Genomic DNA, 19232 nt, shown 5'->3' with positions numbered 1-19232 from the left:
ATGTCGAAACTCGGCAGCCTCGGCGCCCGACTGCACCGTGGTGAGATCAGCTACGACTTCATCGGTCACCGCAAGATCTGGTACGGCATTTCGATCCTGATCACCATCACGGCCATCGTCGGTCTGGCGGTGCGCGGGCTGAACATGGGCATCGACTTCCAGGGTGGTGCCATCTTCACCACCGGGAAGCACAGCCCCATCTCCATCTCGCAGGCCGAGACCGCCGCCGAGGAGGCGGCGGGCCACGAGGCGCTCGTGCAGAAGCTCGGCGACGGCTCGCTGCGCATCCAGATCGCCGGCATGGACACCAAGCAGTCCGACGCGGTCAAGGAAGACCTCGCCAAGGAGTTCAAGGTCGATCCCGAGTCGATCGGCGCCGACCTGGTCGGCCCCAGCTGGGGTGACCAGATCGCCAACAAGGCCTGGCAGGGTCTGGCGATCTTCATGGTCCTCGTCGTGATCTATCTGGCGATCGCCTTCGAGTGGCGCATGGCCATCGCCGCGCTCGTCGCCCTGATCCACGACATCACCATCACCGTCGGCATCTACGCCCTCGTCGGCTTCGAGGTCACGCCGGGCACGGTGATCGGTCTGCTGACCATCCTCGGCTACTCCCTGTACGACACGGTCGTCGTCTTCGACTCCCTCAAGGAACAGACGAAGGACCTCACGAAGCAGACCCGCTTCACCTACAGCGAGATCGCCAACCGCTCGATCAACGGCACCCTGGTGCGTTCCATCAACACCACGGTCGTCGCGCTGCTCCCGGTCGCGGGCCTGCTGTTCATCGGCGGCGGCTTCCTCGGCGCGGGCACGCTCAACGACATCTCGCTGTCGCTGTTCGTCGGCCTCGCCGCCGGTGCCTACTCCTCGATCTTCATCGCCACCCCGCTCGTCGCCGACCTCAAGGAACGCGAGCCGCAGGTCAAGGCCCTGAGGAAGCGCGTCCTCGCCAAGCGTGCCCAGTCGCCCGCCGACGAGGAGCCCACGCCGTCCTACGGCTACGACGGGCGCGACGACGCCCCCGAGGACTCCGAGGGCGTCGAGACGGCGGTCGTCGGTCCCCGCACCCAGTCCGCGTCCCGCGGCCGCGGCCGCGGCCGTCCGTCGGGGAAGCGCCGATGACCGAGACCGCCGACATCACGTCGCTGCTGCTCAGCCGCATCCGTGACGTGGCCGACTACCCGGAGCCGGGCGTGATGTTCAAGGACATCACCCCACTGCTCGCGGACCCGGCGGCGTTCACCGCGCTCACCGACGCGTTCGCGGAGATCGCCGGACGCACCGGTGCCAGCAAGGTCGTCGGTCTGGAGGCCCGCGGCTTCATCCTCGGTGCCCCCGTCGCGGTCCGGGCCGGCCTCGGCTTCGTCCCCGTACGCAAGGCGGGCAAGCTCCCCGGAGCCACCCTCGCCCAGGCCTACGACCTGGAGTACGGCTCGGCCGAGATCGAGATCCACGCCGAGGACCTGACCGCCGACGACCGCGTCCTGATCATCGACGACGTCCTCGCCACCGGGGGCACCGCCGAGGCGTCGATCCAGCTCATCAACCGTGCGGGCGCCCAGGTCGCGGGCGTCGCCGTCCTGATGGAGCTGGGCTTCCTCAACGGCCGGACCCGGCTGGAGGCCGCCCTGGCCGGAGCGCCGCTGGAGGCACTGCTCACCGTCTGACAGCGCCGTAGCGCATGACCGGCACGGCGCGAGAAGCGGCACCACGGCAAGCGGGCGGGCCCGGAGGAATCCGGTGCCCGCCCTTGTGTTGGGAGGGTGGCGCGCTCTCGCAGCGGTCCCGAGGCGATCCCGGAGCCCGGGATCGCTACGATGGGTGTTCCGGAGCCTGACCGGGGCAACCGGATCGCGCACGAGGAGCCCTCTTGCCAGACGAGGCCCAGCACCTGACCGCCGCCAAGCCCGAGTCTGCCTCGGAGCCCGCGGCAACGCCCGCGTCGCAGGCGCAGAACGACGCCCGCGGGCCGGTCGAGCACGACCGCTCCGCGCCCGTCGAGCAGCCGGCCGAGCAGCCCCGCCCCAAGCCTTCCCCGCCCGAGAGCCCCACGGCCACTCCTGCGGCCCGCCCGGCGGCCACTCCCGCCGCGCGTCCGGCGGGCGCGCAGCCGTCCGCCCGCTCCGGCTCCTCCAACCGCGTCCGCGCCCGCCTCGCCCGGCTCGGTGTCCAGCGCACCAACCCCTACAACCCGGTCCTGGAACCGCTGCTGCGGATAGTGCGCAGCAACGACCCGAAGACCGAGACCGCGACCCTGCGCCAGATCGAGAAGGCCTATCAGGTCGCCGAACGCTGGCACCGCGGGCAGAAGCGCAAGAGCGGCGACCCGTACATCACCCACCCGCTCGCGGTGACGACGATCCTCGCCGAGCTGGGCATGGATCCGGCCACCCTCATGGCGGGCCTGCTGCACGACACGGTCGAGGACACCGAGTACGGCCTGGACGATCTGCGCCGTGACTTCGGCGACGTGGTCGCCCTCCTCGTCGACGGTGTCACCAAGCTCGACAAGGTCAAGTTCGGCGAGGCCGCGCAGGCCGAGACCGTCCGCAAGATGGTCGTCGCCATGGCCAAGGACCCGCGCGTCCTGGTCATCAAGCTGGCCGACCGCCTGCACAACATGCGCACCATGCGCTACCTCAAGCGCGAGAAGCAGGAGAAGAAGGCGCGCGAGACCCTCGAGATCTACGCGCCGCTCGCCCATCGCCTGGGCATGAACACCATCAAGTGGGAACTGGAGGACCTCGCCTTCGCGATCCTCTACCCCAAGATGTACGACGAGATCGTCCGGCTGGTGGCCGAGCGAGCGCCGAAGCGTGACGAGTACCTGGCCGTAGTGACCGACGAGGTCCAGACCGATCTGCGCGCCGCCCGCATCAAGGCCACCGTCACCGGCCGCCCGAAGCACTACTACAGCGTCTACCAGAAGATGATCGTGCGCGGCCGTGACTTCGCGGAGATCTACGACCTGGTGGGCATCCGCGTCCTCGTGGACACCGTCCGCGACTGCTACGCGGCCCTCGGCACCGTGCACGCGCGATGGAATCCGGTCCCCGGCCGGTTCAAGGACTACATCGCGATGCCCAAGTTCAACATGTACCAGTCGCTGCACACGACGGTCATCGGCCCCAACGGCAAGCCGGTCGAACTCCAGATCCGCACGTTCGACATGCACCGCCGCGCCGAGTACGGCATCGCCGCGCACTGGAAGTACAAGCAGGAGGCCGTCGCCGGTGCCTCCAAGGTCCGCAGCGACGCGCCCAAGTCGTCCGGCAAGGGCAAGGACGACCACCTCAACGACATGGCGTGGCTGCGGCAGCTGCTGGACTGGCAGAAGGAGACGGAGGACCCCAGCGAGTTCCTGGAGTCCCTGCGCTTCGACCTCTCCCGCAACGAGGTCTTCGTCTTCACGCCGAAGGGTGACGTCATAGCGCTCCCGGCCGGGGCGACGCCGGTGGACTTCGCGTACGCGGTCCACACGGAGGTCGGCCACCGGACCATAGGAGCACGGGTCAACGGCAGGCTCGTACCGCTGGAGTCGACGCTGGACAACGGCGACCTGGTGGAGGTCTTCACCTCCAAGGCGGCCGGCGCCGGACCGTCCCGCGACTGGCTGGGCTTCGTCAAGTCACCGCGCGCCCGCAACAAGATCCGGGCGTGGTTCTCCAAGGAGCGCCGCGACGAGGCGATCGAGCAGGGCAAGGACGCCATCGCGCGCGCGATGCGCAAGCAGAACCTGCCGATCCAGCGCATCCTCACCGGCGACTCGCTGGTGACGCTCGCGCACGAGATGCGCTACCCGGACATCTCCTCGCTGTACGCCGCCATCGGCGAGGGCCATGTCGCCGCGCAGAACGTCGTGCAGAAGCTGGTGCAGGCCCTCGGCGGCGAGGAGGCCGCGAGCGAGGAGATCGACGAGACGGTCCCGTCCCGCGGCCGCAAGCGGCGCAGCAACAACGACCCGGGTGTCGTCGTCAAGGGCGTCGACGACGTGTGGGTCAAGCTGGCCCGCTGTTGCACGCCCGTCCCCGGCGACCCGATCATCGGCTTCGTCACGCGCGGCAGCGGCGTGTCGGTGCACCGCAGCGACTGCGTCAACGTCGAGTCGCTCTCGCGGGAGCCGGAGCGCATCCTCGAGGTCGAGTGGGCGCCGACGCAGTCCTCGGTCTTCCTGGTCGCCATACAGGTCGAGGCCCTGGACCGCTCCCGCCTGCTCTCGGACGTCACGCGCGTCCTGTCGGACCAGCACGTCAACATCCTCTCGGCGGCCGTCCAGACCTCCCGCGACCGCGTCGCCACCTCCCGCTTCACCTTCGAGATGGGCGACCCCAAGCATCTGGGACACGTCCTGAAGGCCGTCCGCGGGGTGGAGGGCGTCTATGACGTCTACCGGGTGACGTCGGCGCGCCGGCCGTAACCCGCCCAACGGCCGGGGGGAGCCGACGGAGAGTGGCACGGGTGGTGCCGTCTCGGTCGGGACGGATCAGCGGCCGAACACCGCCGGTGGACGAGCCGGTGGGCGCGTCGCCGCCCGCCGTGTCCTTCCTGTTCGCCGTTCGTGCCCGTGTGGTCGCCGGGACGCCTCCGCCGCTCCGCTTCCTCGGCCGCGCTGGCACGGGTGTCGTCCATGAGGCGGAGGACACCCGGCCCGACCGCCACGTCGCCGTGAAGAGCACTCACCCGCGGTGCGGGCGCGCTCGACGGCACAACCCTGGCCGGCCCGGTCTCGGCCACGGGACCGCGCACCCCGACACCATGGGACACCTCCGGGAAAGCCGAACGGCCCGGCCGTGGTCTCCCACAGCCGGGCCGCGAGGCCGGTTCCGGCAGGCGGTGTCAGCCGCCGAACTCCTGGAGGCCCTTGAGCGCCTGATCCAGCAGCGCCTTACGGCCCTCCAGCTCACGCTCCAGCTTGTCGGCCCTGGCGCTGTTGCCCTGGGCGCGCGCCTGCTCGATCTGGGAGCGGAGCTTGTCCACGGCCGCCTGGAGCTGACCGGTCAGACCCTCGGCACGCGCGCGTGCCTCCGGGTTCGTCCGGCGCCACTCGGCCTCCTCGGCCTCCTGGATCGCCCGCTCCACCGCGTGCATCCGGCCCTCGACCTTCGGCCGGGCGTCGCGGGGCACATGGCCGATGGCCTCCCAGCGCTCGTTGACCGTGCGGAACGCCGCCCGCGCCGCCTTGAGATCCGTCACCGGAAGGATCTTCTCGGCCTCCTCGGCCAGCTCCTCCTTCAGCTTCAGGTTCTCCGTCTGCTCGGCGTCGCGCTCCGCGAAGACCGAGCTGCGGGCGGCGAAGAAGACGTCCTGGGCGCCGCGGAAGCGGTTCCACAGGTCGTCCTCGTGCTCGCGCTGGGCACGGCCGGCCGACTTCCACTCGGTCATCAGATCGCGGTAGCGCGCGGCCGTCGGGCCCCAGTCGGTCGAACCCGACAGCGACTCGGCCTCGGCGACCAGGCGCTCCTTGACCCGGCGGGCCTCCTCGCGCTGCGCGTCGAGCTGCGCGAAGTGGGCCTTGCGGCGCTTGGAGAACGCCGAGCGGGCGTGCGAGAACCGGTGCCACAGTTCGTCGTCCGACTTGCGGTCCAGGCGCGGCAGACCCTTCCAGGTGTCCACCAGCGCCCGCAGCCGCTCACCGGCCGGCCGCCACTGGTCGGAATGCGCCAGCTGCTCGGCCTCCGCGACCAGGTCCTCCTTGGCCTTGCGGGCCTCGTCGGACTGCTTGGCCCGCTGCTGCTTGCGCTCCTCGCGGCGCGCCTCGACCGTCGCCACCAGCTGGTCCAGCCGGGTCCGAAGCGCGTCCAGGTCGCCGACCGCGTGATGCGCGTCCACCTGCTCGCGAATGTGGTCGATGGCGGCCTGGGCGTCCTTCGCCGACAGGTCGGTGGTCCGCACTCGCTTCTCGAGGAGGCCGATCTCGACAACCAGGCCCTCGTACTTGCGCTCGAAGTAGGCCAGCGCCTCGTCAGGTGAGCCTGCCTGCCAGGAACCGACGACCTGCTCGCCGTCGGCCGTACGCACGTACACGGTCCCCGTCTCGTCGACGCGGCCCCACGGGTCGCTGCTCACAGCGCCTCCTCCACATGATGCCTGCGAGGGGCTTCCGCGCCCCTGGGCATCGTCCACAGTTTCGTCACGGCCAACATAGGCGACCGGCGGGCCGCCTGTCCGCATCCAGCACGACCGAAATTGGGCGGTCGGCCGCCCTGTCATCAGGACTTGGTGACCGTCGCCCTGTCGATCACCACGGTCGCGTTCGGGGCACCGTCACCGGCGCCCGTGTTCTCGCCCGCGGCGGCGATCTTCTTCAGAACGGCCATGCCGGCCTTGGAGACCGTACCGAACGGTGTGTAGCTGGGCGGGAGCTGGCTGTCCTCGTAGACGAGGAAGAACTGGCTGCCGCCGCTGTGGGCCTGACCGGTGTTGGCCATCGCGACCGTGCCGGCCGGGTAGACGTTCGCCTTGAGGCTCGCGTCCTTCAGGTTCTCGTCCGGAATGGTGTAGCCGGGTCCGCCGCTGCCGCTGCCCGTCGGGTCGCCGCACTGGAGGACGAAGATGCCGTTGGTGGTGAGCCGGTGGCACTTGGTGTGGTCGAAGTAGCCCTTGCCCGCGAGGAAGTTGAACGAGTTCACGGTGTGCGGAGCCGCCGACGCCTTCAGCGCGACGTCTACGTCACCGCACGTCGTGGCCAGCTTCATCGTGTACTTCGCCGACTTGTCGATCGTGACCGCCGGCTCCTTCTTCCACGTCTGCGTCTTGACCGCGCCCTCGGCGGGCTTCTCGCACGGGTCCTTCGCGGCGCTGGGCGAGGCCGACGGGGTCGCCTCCGCGGCGGCGTTCGCCTTGTCGTCGTCCTTGAGGACGCCGGTCGTGTACAGCGCCAGACTGCCCACCAGGATCACGCCGAGGACCGACGCGATCACCGCGTTGCGAGCGCGTGCCTTGCGTCGCAATGCCGTACGGCGCTGCTGCTGCCGCAAGAACTTCTCCCGGGCGAGCTGACGCTTGCGCTGTTCCTGGGTGACCACCGGGTTCTCTCCTCATGCGTCTCGTATGTCCACCGGTACGCGTGCGTCCAGTGAGCCGACCGCCTGCGTGTGCCCCGTACCGTATATGGGTTCGCTGAGGATTCGGCAGCGCCGGTAGGCTCTGACCACAGGCGCAGCCGCTCCCAAGTCACCCGTATCGACACAAACGAAGGACGATCGTGCTCATTGCCGGGTTCCCCGCCGGGGCCTGGGCGACGAACTGTTATCTCGTCGCCCCCGCCGCCGGTGAGGAGTGCGTGATCATCGACCCGGGCCACCAGGCGGCCCCCGGAGTCGAGGAAGCGATCAGGAAGCATCGGCTCAAGCCCGTCGCCGTCGTCCTCACCCACGGCCACCTCGACCACGTGGCCTCGGTCGTCCCGGTCTGCGGGGCGCACGACGTCCCCGCCTGGATCCACCCGGAGGACCGGTTCATGATGAGCGACCCCGAGAAGGGACTCGGCCGGGCCATCGGCATGCCGCTGCTGGGCGAGCTGACCGTGGGGGAGCCGGACGACGTCCGTGAGCTGACGGACGGCGCGCGACTGGAGCTGGCGGGTCTGGAGTTCTCCGTCGCGCACGCTCCGGGCCATACCAGGGGGTCGGTGACCTTCCGGATGCCCGAGGCGGCGGACGTCCCGTCCGTCCTCTTCTCGGGCGACCTGCTGTTCGCCGGCTCCATCGGACGCACCGACCTGCCCGGTGGCTCCATGGACGACATGCTCGAGTCGTTGGCCCGCGTGGTCCTTCCGCTCGACGACTCCACCGTGGTGCTGCCCGGTCACAACGAGCACACGACCATCGGCCAGGAACGAGCCACCAACCCGTACCTACGGCAGGTGGCCGCCGGCCAGGGAGCCTCCGAGGCTCCCCGACGAGGAATGTGACGAGAGACTTCCCGTGAGTACCTTCCAGGCCCCCAAGGGCACGTACGACCTCATCCCGCCGGACTCCGCGACGTACCTGGCCGTCCGCGAGGCGATCGCGGCCCCGCTGCGCAACTCCGGCTACGGCTACATCGAGACCCCCGGTTTCGAGAACGTCGAGCTGTTCGCGCGCGGTGTCGGCGAGTCCACCGACATCGTGACCAAGGAGATGTACGCCTTCGAGACCAAGGGCGGCGACCGGCTGGCCCTGCGCCCCGAGGGCACGGCCTCCGTGCTGCGCGCCGCGCTGGAGGCCAACCTGCACAAGACGGGCAACCTCCCGGTCAAGCTCTGGTACTCCGGCTCGTACTACCGCTACGAGCGCCCGCAGAAGGGCCGCTACCGCCACTTCTCCCAGGTGGGCGCCGAGGCGATCGGTGCCGAGGACCCGGCGCTGGACGCCGAGCTGATCATCCTGGCCGACCAGGCGTACCGCTCCCTGGGGCTCAGGAACTTCCGCATCCTGCTCAACAGCCTGGGCGACAAGGAGTGCCGACCGGTGTACCGGGAGGCACTTCAGACCTTCCTGCGCGGCCTGGACCTCGACGAGGAGACACTCCGCCGCGCGGAGATCAACCCGCTGCGGGTCCTCGACGACAAGCGCCGGGACGTCCAGCAGCAGCTGGGCGAAGCCCCGCTGCTGCGGGACTACCTCTGCGACGCCTGCAAGGCGTACCACGAGGAGGTCCGCGAGCTGATCACGGCGGCGGGCGTCGCCTTCGAGGACGACCCGAAGCTGGTCCGCGGGCTGGACTACTACACCCGCACCACCTTCGAGTTCGTGCACGACGGCCTCGGCTCGCAGTCCGCGGTCGGCGGCGGCGGGCGCTACGACGGCCTGTCCGAGATGATCGGCGGCCCCGCGCTGCCGTCCGTCGGCTGGGCCCTCGGCGTCGACCGCACGGTCCTGGCACTGGAGGCGGAGGGCGTGGAACTGCGACTCCCGGCGTCCACCAGCGTGTTCGCGGTGCCGCTCGGGGAGGAGGCGCGCCGCGTCCTCTTCACGAAGGTCACCGAACTGCGCAAGCTCGGCGTCGCCGCCGACTTCTCCTACGGCGGCAAGGGCCTCAAGGGCGCGATGAAGAACGCCAACCGCAGCGGCGCCCGCTACACGATCGTCGCCGGTGAACGCGACCTCGCCGAGGGCGTCGTCCAGCTGAAGGACATGGAGTCCGGCGAGCAGACGGCGGTCGGCGTCAACGAGATCGTCGCCGAGCTGGAGTCACGGCTCGGCTGACACACGCATGCGGGGCGCCGTAACTTCCCAGGGAGATACGGCGCCCTTGCCGCGTCCGGGGTCGGACACGGTGTCCGTGTCCGGCAGTTGTCCGGAACCGAACGCACGCCCCACGTCTCACCTTCATCCTTATGTGGAGCGAACGGTGCGCACACGCGCGTGTGCGGCACAATGGCCCTGCCCGGAGAAGGTCCAAGTCTCAAGTGACGGAATCGGCGTGATGAGCAAGACGACAGTCAAAGACGTCTCCACCGAGCCCGAGCCGCGGCGCGCCGAACCGGACGCGTCCAGGACGGCGGGCGGCAGCCGGGCGTTCGCCCTGTTGCTGGTGATCACCGGCGCGGCCGGACTGCTCGCCGCGTGGGTCATCACGATCGACAAGTTCAAGCTCCTCGAGGCCAAGGTCGAGGGCAAGACCTTCACCCCCGGATGCAGCCTCAACCCCGTCGTCTCCTGCGGCAGCGTCATGGAGAGCGACCAGGCCTCGGTCTTCGGCTTCCCCAACCCGATGCTGGGTCTCGTCGCCTACGGCGTCGTCGTCTGCGTCGGCATCAGCCTGCTCGCCCGGGCCCGCTTCCCGCGCTGGTACTGGCTCACCTTCAACGCCGGCACCCTCTTCGGGGTGGTCTTCTGCGCCTGGCTGATGTTCCAGTCCCTGTACCGGATCAACGCCCTGTGCCTGTGGTGCTCCCTGGCCTGGGTCGCCACCATCCTCATGTTCTGGTACGTGACCTCGTTCAACGTCCGCAACGGCTTCCTGCCCGCCCCCGGCTGGCTCAGGAGCTTCTTCGGCGAGTTCACCTGGGTCCTGCCCGTGCTGCACGTCGGCGTCATCGGCATGCTGGTCCTGACCCGCTGGTGGGACTTCTGGACCAGCTGACCCGGCGGACCCGGGGTCTTGCGACGGCCGACGGGATTGTCCGTGCGGTGAACTAGGGTTTCAGCGTGGAGCCCGATCTGTTCACCGCCGCAGCCGAAGAACGCCAGGAGAAGGACCCCGCCGGAAGTCCCCTGGCGGTCCGGATGCGCCCGCGCACCCTCGACGAGGTCGTGGGCCAGAAGCACCTGCTGAAGCCGGGCTCCCCGCTGCGCCGCCTGGTCGGCGAGAGTGCCAAGGGCCCGGCAGGTCCCTCCTCGGTGATCCTGTGGGGCCCGCCCGGCACAGGCAAGACCACCCTGGCCTACGTCGTCTCCAAGGCCACCGACGCCCGCTTCGTCGAACTGTCCGCGATCACCGCCGGCGTCAAGGAGGTCCGCGCCGTCATCGACGGCGCCCGCCGCGCCACCGGGGGGTTCGGCAAGGAGACCGTCCTCTTCCTCGACGAGATCCACCGTTTCAGCAAGGCCCAGCAGGACTCCCTCCTGCCCGCCGTCGAGAACCGCTGGGTCACCCTGATCGCGGCCACCACGGAGAACCCGTTCTTCTCCGTCATCTCGCCCCTGCTCTCCCGCTCCCTCCTGCTCACCCTCGAACCCCTCACCGACGACGACCTGCGCGACCTGCTGCGGCGCGCGGTCACCGACGAACGCGGCCTCAAGGGCGCCGTCACCCTCCCCGAGGACACCGAGACACACCTCCTGCGCATCGCCGGCGGCGACGCCCGCCGCGCCCTCACCGCCCTCGAGGCCGCCGCCGGGGCCGCCCTGGACAAGGGCGGGACGGAGATCGCACTCGCCACCCTGGAGGAGACGGTCGACCGGGCCGCCGTGAAGTACGACCGCGACGGCGACCAGCACTACGACGTGGCCAGCGCCCTGATCAAGTCGATCCGCGGCTCCGACGTCGACGCGGCCCTGCACTACCTGGCCCGCATGATCGAGGCCGGCGAGGACCCGCGGTTCATCGCCCGCCGCCTGATGATCTCCGCCAGCGAGGACATCGGCCTGGCCGATCCCCACGCCCTGCCGATCGCGGTCGCCGCCGCCCAGGCCGTCGCCATGATCGGCTTTCCCGAGGCCGCCCTCACGCTCAGCCACGCCACCATCGCCCTGGCCCTCGCCCCCAAGTCGAACTCCGCGACGACCGCCATAGGCGCCGCCCTGGACGACGTACGCAAGGGGCTGGCCGGGCCGGTGCCGGCGCATCTGCGGGACGGGCACTACAAGGGAGCCGCCAAACTGGGGCACGCGCAGGGGTACGTGTATCCGCACGACCTGCCCGAGGGGATCGCCGCCCAGCAGTACGCCCCGGACGCCATCAAGGACCGCGAGTACTACGAGCCGACCCGGCACGGCGCGGAGGCGCGGTACTCGGACGCCGTGGAGTGGACCAGGAAGCACCTCGGTCGCAAGCGGGACTGAGCACCCTGTAAACTCGTCCGAAGTGCTGCGTCCCGCGCTGTCAGAACGGGACAGTCAGCCGGAGTCCCGGTCCTCGCGGACCGGCTCCAGGAGCGTCGCGCACCGTCGAAGGTGTCGCGGGCAGCCCACCACCAGCCGGAGTTCCGGTACAGGTCGGTGGGCCACTCGCGTGCTGCACGTATGTGCCCAGACCAGGGGAGCGGCTGCCCGGCCAGGTCCCAGGTGGACCCGACGGGTTTCCCCGGCTGCGGATGCGACCTCCCTTGACTCTGACAAGCCGAAGATTTTCGAAAGTGAGAGACCGTGGCCAACCAGCCCCGTCCCAAGGTCAAGAAGTCGCGTGCCCTCGGCATCGCGCTGACCCCGAAGGCCGTCAAGTACTTCGAGGCCCGCCCCTACCCGCCGGGTGAGCACGGCCGCGGCCGCAAGCAGAACTCGGACTACAAGGTCCGTCTGCTCGAGAAGCAGCGTCTGCGCGCGCAGTACGACGTGTCCGAGCGCCAGCTCGTCCGCGCCTACGAGCGTGCCTCCAAGGTCCAGGGCAAGACCGGTGAGGCCCTGATCATCGAGCTGGAGCGCCGCCTCGACGCGCTGGTCCTGCGTTCGGGCATCGCCCGCACGATCTACCAGGCCCGCCAGATGGTCGTCCACGGCCACATCGAGGTCAACGGCCAGAAGGTCGACAAGCCCTCGTTCCGCGTCCGTCCCGACGACGTGGTGATGGTCCGCGAGCGCAGCCGCGAGAAGACCCTCTTCGCTGTCGCCCGTGAGGGTGGCTTCGCCCCCGACGGCGAGACCCCGCGCTACCTCCAGGTGAACCTCCGCGCCCTGGCGTTCCGCCTGGACCGCGAGCCGAACCGCAAGGAGATCCCGGTCATCTGCGACGAGCAGCTGGTCGTCGAGTACTACGCCCGCTGATCCTCCGGCGGCCGAAGTACTTCTGTGTCCGAACCCGCCGTCCCCCCGCCCTCCTGGGCGGGAGGGGCGGCGGGTTCGCGCGTGTCCGGGAGCGACGCGGCGGCGGGCCGCGCCGCCCGTAAATCCGGTTCGGACCGGTAGCGGCGGCGCGATAGGCTCGGTGCACAGCTTTTCCGATGTAGAGGCACGTTTCAGGGAGCGGGTGCGCAGTGTCCGGTGGTGAGGTGGCCGGCATCCTGGTGGCCGTGTTCTGGGCGATCCTGGTCTCCTTCCTCGCCGTCGCGCTGGCGAGGCTGGCCCAGACGCTCAGGGCCACCACCAAGCTGGTCGCGGACGTGACCGATCAGGCCGTACCGCTGCTGGCCGACGCCTCCGCGGCGGTCCGCTCGGCGCAGACCCAGATCGACCGTGTCGACGCGATCGCCTCGGACGTCCAGGAGGTCACCTCGAACGCCTCGGCTCTCTCCACCACGGTCGCCTCCACCTTCGGCGGGCCCCTGGTGAAGGTCGCCGCCTTCGGCTACGGCGTACGCCGGGCCCTGGGCGGCCGCAAGGAAGACGGGCCCGCCAAGGCGCCCCGACGTACCGTGATCGTGGGCCGGACCGTCCCGGCCCCGCGGTGGGGCAAGCGGAAGAAGGACTGAGACCTAGCGATGTTCCGCCGTACGTTCTGGTTCTCCACCGGTGTAGCCGCCGGTGTGTGGGCCACCACCAAGGTAAACCGCAAGCTCAAGCAGCTGACCCCCGAGAGCCTCGCCGCGACCGCGGCCAACAAGGCCCTCGAGACGGGGGCGCGGCTCAAGGACCGCGCGGTCGGCTTCGCGCTCGACGTCCGCGACAACATGGCCCAGCGGGAGGCCGAACTCGGGGACGCGCTGGGGCTCCACGCGGACCCCGAACTTCCCGCGGCCCGGCGGTACACCGCCATCGAGAACAACCGCAGCAAGCCGAAGTACGTCGACGACACGACGAACTCGTACAACCGGAATGAGGACCACTGATGGAGTCGGCCGAGATCCGCCGCCGCTGGCTGAGCTTCTTCGAGGAGCGCGGGCACACCGTCGTCCCTTCGGCGTCGCTCATCGCGGACGACCCGACTCTGCTCCTCGTCCCCGCCGGCATGGTGCCCTTCAAGCCCTACTTCCTCGGCGAGGTGAAGCCGCCCTTCCAGCGCGCCACCAGCGTGCAGAAGTGCGTGCGCACGCCCGACATCGAAGAGGTCGGCAAGACCACCCGCCACGGCACGTTCTTCCAGATGTGCGGCAACTTCTCCTTCGGCGACTACTTCAAGGAAGGTGCCATCTCCTACGCCTGGGAGCTGCTCACCACGCCCCAGGACAAGGGTGGTTACGGCCTGGAGCCGGAAAAGCTCTGGATCACCGTCTACAAGGACGACGACGAGGCCGAGCGCATCTGGCACGAGGTCGTCGGGGTGCCGAAGGAGCGCATCCAGCGCCTCGGCATGAAGGACAACTACTGGTCGATGGGCGTGCCCGGCCCCTGCGGCCCCTGCTCCGAGATCAACTACGACCGCGGACCCGAGTTCGGTGTCGAGGGCGGCCCGGCCGTCAACGACGAGCGGTACGTGGAGATCTGGAACCTCGTCTTCATGCAGTACGAGCGCGGCGAGGGCATCGGCAAGGACAACTTCGAGATCCTGGGCGACCTGCCGAGCAGGAACATCGACACGGGCCTCGGCATGGAGCGCCTCGCCATGATTCTGCAGGGCGTGCAGAACATGTACGAGATCGACACCTCCATGGCCGTCATCAGGAAGGCCACCGAGCTGACCGGTGTCGAGTACGGCGAGGCCCACGACTCGGACGTCTCCCTGCGCGTGGTCACCGACCACATGCGCACCTCGGTGATGCTCATCGGCGACGGCGTGACCCCCGGCAACGAGGGCCGCGGCTACGTCCTGCGCCGCATCATGCGCCGCGCCATCCGCAACATGCGTCTGCTCGGCGCCACCGGCCCGGTCGTGAAGGACCTCATCGACACCGTCATCGCCATGATGGGCCAGCAGTACCCCGAGCTGGTCACCGACCGCGAGCGCATCGAGAAGGTCGCCCTCGCCGAGGAGAACGCCTTCCTCAAGACGCTCAAGGCCGGGACCAACATCCTCGACACCGCCGTCTCCGAGACCAAGGCCGCCGGCGGCCAGGTCCTCGCCGGCGACAAGGCCTTCCTGCTCCACGACACCTGGGGCTTCCCGATCGACCTCACCTTGGAGATGGCCGCCGAGCAGGGGCTGTCCGTGGACGAGGACGGCTTCCGCCGCCTGATGAAGGAGCAGCGGGAGCGCGCCAAGGCCGACGCCCAGGCCAAGAAGACCGGCCACGCCGGCGTCGGCGCCTACCGCGAGATCGCCGACAAGGCCGGCGAGACCGACTTCATCGGCTACACCGACACCGAGGGCGAGACCACGATCGTCGGCATCCTCGTCGACGGCGTCTCCTCCCCGGCCGCCACCGAGGGCGACGAGGTCGAGATCGTCCTGGACCGCACCCCCTTCTACGCCGAGGGCGGCGGCCAGATCGGCGACACCGGCCGCATCAGGGTCGACACCGGAGCCGTCGTCGAGGTCCGCGACACCCAGAAGCCTGTCCCGGGCGTGTACGTCCACAAGGGCGTCGTCCAGTTCGGCGAGGTGACTGTCGGGGCCAAGGCCCACGCCTCGATCGACGGCCGCCGCCGTACGGCCATCGCCCGCGCCCACTCGGCCACGCACCTCACCCACCAGGCCCTGCGGGACGCCCTCGGTCCGACGGCCGCCCAGGCCGGTTCCGAGAACCAGCCCGGCCGCTTCCGCTTCGACTTCGGTTCCCCGTCCGCCGTCCCGACGGCCGTGATGACCGACGTCGAGCAGAAGATCAACGAGGTGCTCGCCCGCGACCTGGACGTGCACGCCGAGATCCTGAGCCTCGACGAGGCCAAGAAGCAGGGCGCCATCGCCGAGTTCGGCGAGAAGTACGGCGAGCGGGTCCGGGTGGTGACCATCGGCGACTTCTCCAAGGAGCTGTGCGGCGGTACACACGTGCACAACACCGCCCAGCTCGGCCTGGTGAAGCTGCTCGGCGAGTCGTCGATCGGCTCGGGTGTGCGCCGTATCGAGGCCCTCGTGGGTGTCGACGCCTACAACTTCCTGGCCCGTGAGCACACGGTCGTCGCCCAGCTCCAGGAGCTGATCAAGGGCCGCCCGGAGGAGCTCCCGGAGAAGGTCTCCGCCATGCTCGGCAAGCTGAAGGACGCCGAGAAGGAGATCGAGAAGTTCCGGGCCGAGAAGGTCCTCCAGGCCGCCGCCGGTCTTGTGGAGTCCGCCAAGGACATCCGCGGGATCGCCGTCGTCACCGGTCGGGTCCCGGACGGCACCACGCCGGACGACCTGCGCAAGCTGGTCCTCGACGTGCGCGGCCGCATCCAGGGTGGACGGGCCGCGGTGGTCGCCCTCTTCACGGTCAACAACGGCAAGCCGCTCACGGTCATCGCCACCAACGACGCCGCCCGCGAGCGCGGTCTCAAGGCCGGCGACCTGGTCCGTACGGCCGCCAAGACCCTCGGTGGCGGCGGTGGCGGCAAGCCGGACGTCGCGCAGGGCGGCGGCCAGAACCCGGCCGCCGTCGGCGAGGCCGTCGACGCCGTCGAGCGGCTCGTGGCGGACACGGCCAAGTGAGCCGTGCCATGAGGAAGGGACGCCGTCTCGCCGTCGACGTCGGGGACGCCCGGATCGGGGTCGCCTCGTGCGACCCCGACGGGATCCTCGCCACCCCGGTGGAGACGGTCCCCGGCCGTGACGTCCCGGCGGCTCACCGTCGGCTCGGGCAACTCGTCGAGGAGTACGAGCCGATCGAGGTCGTCGTCGGTCTCCCTCGCTCCCTCAAGGGGGGCGAGGGCCCGGCCGCGGTCAAGGTGCGTGCCTTCGCCCAGGAGCTGGCCAAGGGCATCGCACCGGTCCCGGTCCGGCTGGTCGACGAGCGGATGACGACCGTGACGGCCAGTCAGGGACTGCGAGCCTCGGGCGTGAAGTCCAAGAAGGGACGTTCCGTCATCGACCAGGCCGCCGCTGTGATCATCCTTCAGCAGGCGCTGGAATCCGAACGGGTGTCAGGCTCGGCCCCGGGCGAGGGCGTCGAAGTGGTCATCTGATCGCGGTGCGGTAACGTTCCGCGCGATGCGGTGGTCTTCGAACAGCGACCGCACAGAAAGAGGCGGAACGGTAGCCGGACCCGCAGCCGCGCGACCGCCGCCTCGCGGCTCTAGGGGATAGATGACTGAGTATGGCCGGGGCCCAGGCTCCGAACCGTGGCATCCCGAGGACCCGTTGTACGGGGACGGCGGATGGGAAGGGCAGCAGGGCCACGCCGGCCATCAGCCTGCCTACGGCGGCCGGCCGCAGCACCAGCACCCCCAGCAGCCGCAGCAGGAGCAGTACGGCGAATGGAACAACGGCCAGCCCCAGCCGTACGAGCAGCAGCAGTACCAGCAGCAGTACCAGCAGCCCTACGACCAGCAGCAGTACGCCGGTGAGGGCCAGCAGCAGTACGTCCACCAGAACCAGCAGGCCTACCAGGAGGGCGGCTGGGACGGCACCGGCACCCACGCGCACGTCCCGTACGCCGCCGACCCCGGTGACCCGTACGGACAGCAGGCCGCGGCCTACGGTGCCGAGCAGCCCGACTTCTACGGCACTCCGGACGCCTATCCGCCGCCGGAGCCTCCCGCGCGCCGGCGCGCCGAACCGGAACCGGAGACGGAGCGGCCGGACCGGGATCCCGGTCCCGATCGGGGCGAGCACGGGTCCACCGCGGGCGGCGGGGCGCACGACGGGGACGACGACGAGCCGGAGAGCCGCGCGGACCGCCGCGGACGCGCCGGCAACGGGGCCAAGAGTCCCAAGGGCAGGAAGAGCCGCAACGGCTTCGCGTGCCTGGTCGTCCTGCTCGTGTTCGGCGGCGGCCTCGGCGGCGTCACCTATTTCGGCTACCAGTTCTACCAGGAGCGTTTCGGCCCGGCGCCCGACTACGCGGGCGACGGCAACGGTGAGCAGGTCACGGTCGTCATCCCCAAGGGCGCCGGCGGCTATGTGATCGGTCAGAAACTCAAGGAGGCGGGCGTCGTCGAGAGCGTCGACGCGTTCGTCTCCGCGCAGCAGTCGAACCCCGACGGCAAGACGATCCAGGACGGCGTCTACATCCTTCAGAAGCGGATGTCGGCCGCGAGCGCGGTCGAACTGATGCTCAGTCCGAAGAGCCGCAGCAACCTGATCATCGCCGAGGGATCGCGCAACACGGCGGTCTACGCACTGATCGACAAACGCCTCGGAGTGCCGGCGGGCACCACGGCGGACGTCGCGAAGAAGGACTACAAGAGTCTCGGTCTGCCGGACTGGGCGCTCGGCCGTCCGAACCTGAAGGACCCGCTGGAAGGCTTCCTCTACCCGTCCAGCTACCCCGCCTCCAAGGGCCAGAAGCCCGAGGCCGTACTGAAGGACATGGTCTCCCGGGCCAACGAGAAGTACGCGGCGCTCGGCCTGGAGAAGAAGGCCGAGAGCCTCGGTCTCGACGGACCCTGGGAGCTGCTGACCGTGGCGAGCCTGGTGCAGGCCGAGGGAACCAGCCACGACGACTTCCGCAAGATGGCCGAGGTCGTCTACAACCGGCTCAAGCCGGGCAACGCGCAGACCAACGGCATGATCGAGTTCGACTCCACGTACAACTACGTGAAGAACCAGAGCAAGATCGACCTGTCCGTCAGTGAGCTGCGTAAGTACGACAACCCCTACAACACGTACTACTACAAGGGCCTGCCGCCCGGCCCCATCGACAACCCCGGCGAAGAGGCGCTCAAGGGCGCGCTCGACCCGACGAGCGACGGTTGGTACTACTTCATCTCCCTGGACGGCAAGACCAGCAAGTTCACCAAGACGCTCTCGGAGCACGAGGAACTGGTCAAGGAGTTCAACGCGTCGAGGAACCAGGACTGATGACGGCTCATCGCAGGGCGGCCGTGCTGGGCTCGCCCGTCGCCCACTCGCTCTCCCCGGTGCTGCACCGGGCCGCGTACCAGGCCCTGGACCTCACGGAGTGGACGTACGACCGCTTCGACGTGACCGAGGCGGCGCTGCCCTCCTTCGTGGAGGGACTCGGGCCCGAGTGGGCGGGCCTGTCGCTCACCATGCCGCTCAAGCGCGCGGTCATCCCCCTGCTGGACGAGATCAGCGAGACGGCGGCCTCCGTCGAGGCGGTCAACACCCTGGTGCTCACCGAGGACGGCCGTCGCGTCGGCGACAACACCGACGTCCCCGGCATGATCGCCGCCCTGCGCGAGCACGGCGTCGAGCAGGTCGACTCGGCCGCGATCCTCGGCGCCGGCGCCACCGCCTCCTCCGCGCTGGCCGCGATGTCCCGGGTCTGCGCCGGCAAGGTCGTGGTCTACGTGCGCAGCGAGGCCCGCGCCGCCGAGATGCGGCAGTGGGGCGAGCGCCTCGACGTCGACGTCCGTACGGCCGACTGGTCCGACGCGGCCGAGGCGCTCCGCGCCCCGCTGGTGATCGCCACCACGCCCGCGGGCACCACCGACGCGTTCGCCGCCGCCGTACCGGAGCGGCCCACCACCCTCTTCGACGTGCTGTACGACCCCTGGCCGACCGAACTGGCCGCCCGCTGGTCGATGTTCGGCGGAGCCGTCGTGGGCGGTCTCGATCTGCTGGTGCACCAGGCGGTGCTCCAGGTGGAGCAGATGACCGGACGGGCCCCCGCCCCCGTGGACGCGATACGCAGAGCCGGCGAACACGCGATCGCCTCCCGCCGCCGGTGAGATCCC

16 protein-coding genes are annotated in these 19232 nt (G+C 69.9%); 14 read left to right on the top strand and 2 right to left on the bottom strand.

The window, feature by feature from the left end; all coding sequences use genetic code 11:
* The 3 genes from secF (at position 1) to ACZ5Y0_RS30075 (ending at position 4420) form a co-directional block, all read left to right on the top strand.
* Positions 1-1125 (top strand): protein translocase subunit SecF, encoded by a 1125-nt coding sequence (secF, locus tag ACZ5Y0_RS30085; RefSeq protein WP_469131833.1) that lies wholly within the window; start codon positions 1-3, stop codon positions 1123-1125.
* Positions 1122-1670 carry an adenine phosphoribosyltransferase gene (locus ACZ5Y0_RS30080; protein WP_469131832.1) on the top strand — a complete coding sequence of 183 codons (549 nt, stop codon included), beginning with the start codon at positions 1122-1124 and terminating at the stop codon, positions 1668-1670. The genes secF and ACZ5Y0_RS30080 overlap by 4 nt, the downstream gene beginning before the upstream one ends.
* 203 nt (positions 1671-1873) lie before the next feature.
* Positions 1874-4420: a RelA/SpoT family protein gene (locus ACZ5Y0_RS30075; RefSeq protein WP_469131831.1), complete on the top strand. Its 2547-nt coding sequence runs from the start codon at positions 1874-1876 to the stop codon at positions 4418-4420.
* Positions 4421-4839: 419 nt separating this feature from the next.
* Here the strand turns inward: ACZ5Y0_RS30075 and ACZ5Y0_RS30070 are convergent, their stop codons facing one another.
* Both ACZ5Y0_RS30070 and ACZ5Y0_RS30065 read right to left on the bottom strand, forming a co-directional pair.
* A complete protein-coding gene (locus tag ACZ5Y0_RS30070; RefSeq protein ID WP_469131830.1) occupies positions 4840-6069 on the bottom strand; it encodes a DUF349 domain-containing protein in 1230 nt (409 codons plus the stop codon).
* 143 nt (positions 6070-6212) lie between these two features.
* Positions 6213-7028 carry a peptidylprolyl isomerase gene (locus ACZ5Y0_RS30065; RefSeq protein ID WP_469131829.1) on the bottom strand — a complete coding sequence of 272 codons (816 nt, stop codon included), beginning with the start codon at positions 7026-7028 and terminating at the stop codon, positions 6213-6215.
* Between the two features lie 179 nt (positions 7029-7207).
* Here ACZ5Y0_RS30065 and ACZ5Y0_RS30060 point away from each other — a divergent pair, with 179 nt between their 5' ends.
* From ACZ5Y0_RS30060 to ACZ5Y0_RS30010, 11 genes are all read left to right on the top strand, one after another.
* Positions 7208-7915 carry an MBL fold metallo-hydrolase gene (locus ACZ5Y0_RS30060; RefSeq protein WP_469131828.1) on the top strand — a complete coding sequence of 236 codons (708 nt, stop codon included), beginning with the start codon at positions 7208-7210 and terminating at the stop codon, positions 7913-7915.
* A 13-nt stretch (positions 7916-7928) separates the two neighbouring features.
* Positions 7929-9191: a histidine--tRNA ligase gene (gene hisS, locus ACZ5Y0_RS30055; protein WP_469131827.1), complete on the top strand. Its 1263-nt coding sequence runs from the start codon at positions 7929-7931 to the stop codon at positions 9189-9191.
* Positions 9192-9411: 220 nt separating this feature from the next.
* On the top strand, positions 9412-10071 hold the full coding sequence (locus ACZ5Y0_RS30050) for a vitamin K epoxide reductase family protein (protein WP_469131826.1): 660 nt from the start codon (positions 9412-9414) through the stop codon (positions 10069-10071).
* A 65-nt stretch (positions 10072-10136) separates the two neighbouring features.
* On the top strand, positions 10137-11492 hold the full coding sequence (locus ACZ5Y0_RS30045) for a replication-associated recombination protein A (protein ID WP_469131825.1): 1356 nt from the start codon (positions 10137-10139) through the stop codon (positions 11490-11492).
* A gap of 303 nt (positions 11493-11795) precedes the next feature.
* Complete coding sequence (gene rpsD, locus ACZ5Y0_RS30040; RefSeq protein ID WP_073497279.1) at positions 11796-12410, top strand: 30S ribosomal protein S4; 615 nt, start codon at positions 11796-11798, stop codon at positions 12408-12410.
* Positions 12411-12619: 209 nt separating this feature from the next.
* The gene (locus ACZ5Y0_RS30035; protein WP_469131824.1) at positions 12620-13054 is read left to right on the top strand and encodes a DUF948 domain-containing protein; all 435 of its coding nucleotides are present in this window, start codon (positions 12620-12622) and stop codon (positions 13052-13054) included.
* Between the two features lie 9 nt (positions 13055-13063).
* Complete coding sequence (locus ACZ5Y0_RS30030) at positions 13064-13411, top strand: hypothetical protein (RefSeq protein ID WP_469131823.1); 348 nt, start codon at positions 13064-13066, stop codon at positions 13409-13411.
* A complete protein-coding gene (gene alaS / locus ACZ5Y0_RS30025; protein ID WP_469131822.1) occupies positions 13411-16083 on the top strand; it encodes an alanine--tRNA ligase in 2673 nt (890 codons plus the stop codon). The genes ACZ5Y0_RS30030 and alaS overlap by 1 nt, the downstream gene beginning before the upstream one ends.
* Before the next feature lie 8 nt (positions 16084-16091).
* Positions 16092-16556: a Holliday junction resolvase RuvX gene (gene ruvX, locus ACZ5Y0_RS30020; protein WP_469131821.1), complete on the top strand. Its 465-nt coding sequence runs from the start codon at positions 16092-16094 to the stop codon at positions 16554-16556.
* Positions 16557-16677: 121 nt separating this feature from the next.
* On the top strand, positions 16678-18393 hold the full coding sequence (gene mltG, locus ACZ5Y0_RS30015; protein ID WP_469131820.1) for an endolytic transglycosylase MltG: 1716 nt from the start codon (positions 16678-16680) through the stop codon (positions 18391-18393).
* The gene (locus tag ACZ5Y0_RS30010; RefSeq protein ID WP_467515280.1) at positions 18393-19226 is read left to right on the top strand and encodes a shikimate dehydrogenase; all 834 of its coding nucleotides are present in this window, start codon (positions 18393-18395) and stop codon (positions 19224-19226) included. Before mltG ends, ACZ5Y0_RS30010 begins: the two co-directional genes overlap by 1 nt.
* The last annotated feature ends 6 nt before the right edge of the window (positions 19227-19232 follow it).

Source organism: Streptomyces sp. NPDC033216 (genome assembly GCF_055577115.1).
This window is presented reverse-complemented; position numbering and strand designations above follow the sequence as displayed.

Excerpts from the sequence above, each read along its gene's own strand:
- ACZ5Y0_RS30050 (WP_469131826.1), top strand. The coding sequence starts at position 9,412 with ATGAGCAAGACGACAGTCAAAGACGTCTCCACCGAGCCCGAGCCGCGG.
- mltG (WP_469131820.1), top strand. The coding sequence starts at position 16,678 with ATGACTGAGTATGGCCGGGGCCCAGGCTCCGAACCGTGGCATCCCGAG.
- ACZ5Y0_RS30010 (WP_467515280.1), top strand. The coding sequence starts at position 18,393 with ATGACGGCTCATCGCAGGGCGGCCGTGCTGGGCTCGCCCGTCGCCCAC.
- ACZ5Y0_RS30080 (WP_469131832.1), top strand. The coding sequence starts at position 1,122 with ATGACCGAGACCGCCGACATCACGTCGCTGCTGCTCAGCCGCATCCGT.
- alaS (WP_469131822.1), top strand. The coding sequence starts at position 13,411 with ATGGAGTCGGCCGAGATCCGCCGCCGCTGGCTGAGCTTCTTCGAGGAG.
- secF (WP_469131833.1), top strand. The coding sequence starts at position 1 with ATGTCGAAACTCGGCAGCCTCGGCGCCCGACTGCACCGTGGTGAGATC.
- ruvX (WP_469131821.1), top strand. The coding sequence starts at position 16,092 with ATGAGGAAGGGACGCCGTCTCGCCGTCGACGTCGGGGACGCCCGGATC.
- ACZ5Y0_RS30030 (WP_469131823.1), top strand. The coding sequence starts at position 13,064 with ATGTTCCGCCGTACGTTCTGGTTCTCCACCGGTGTAGCCGCCGGTGTG.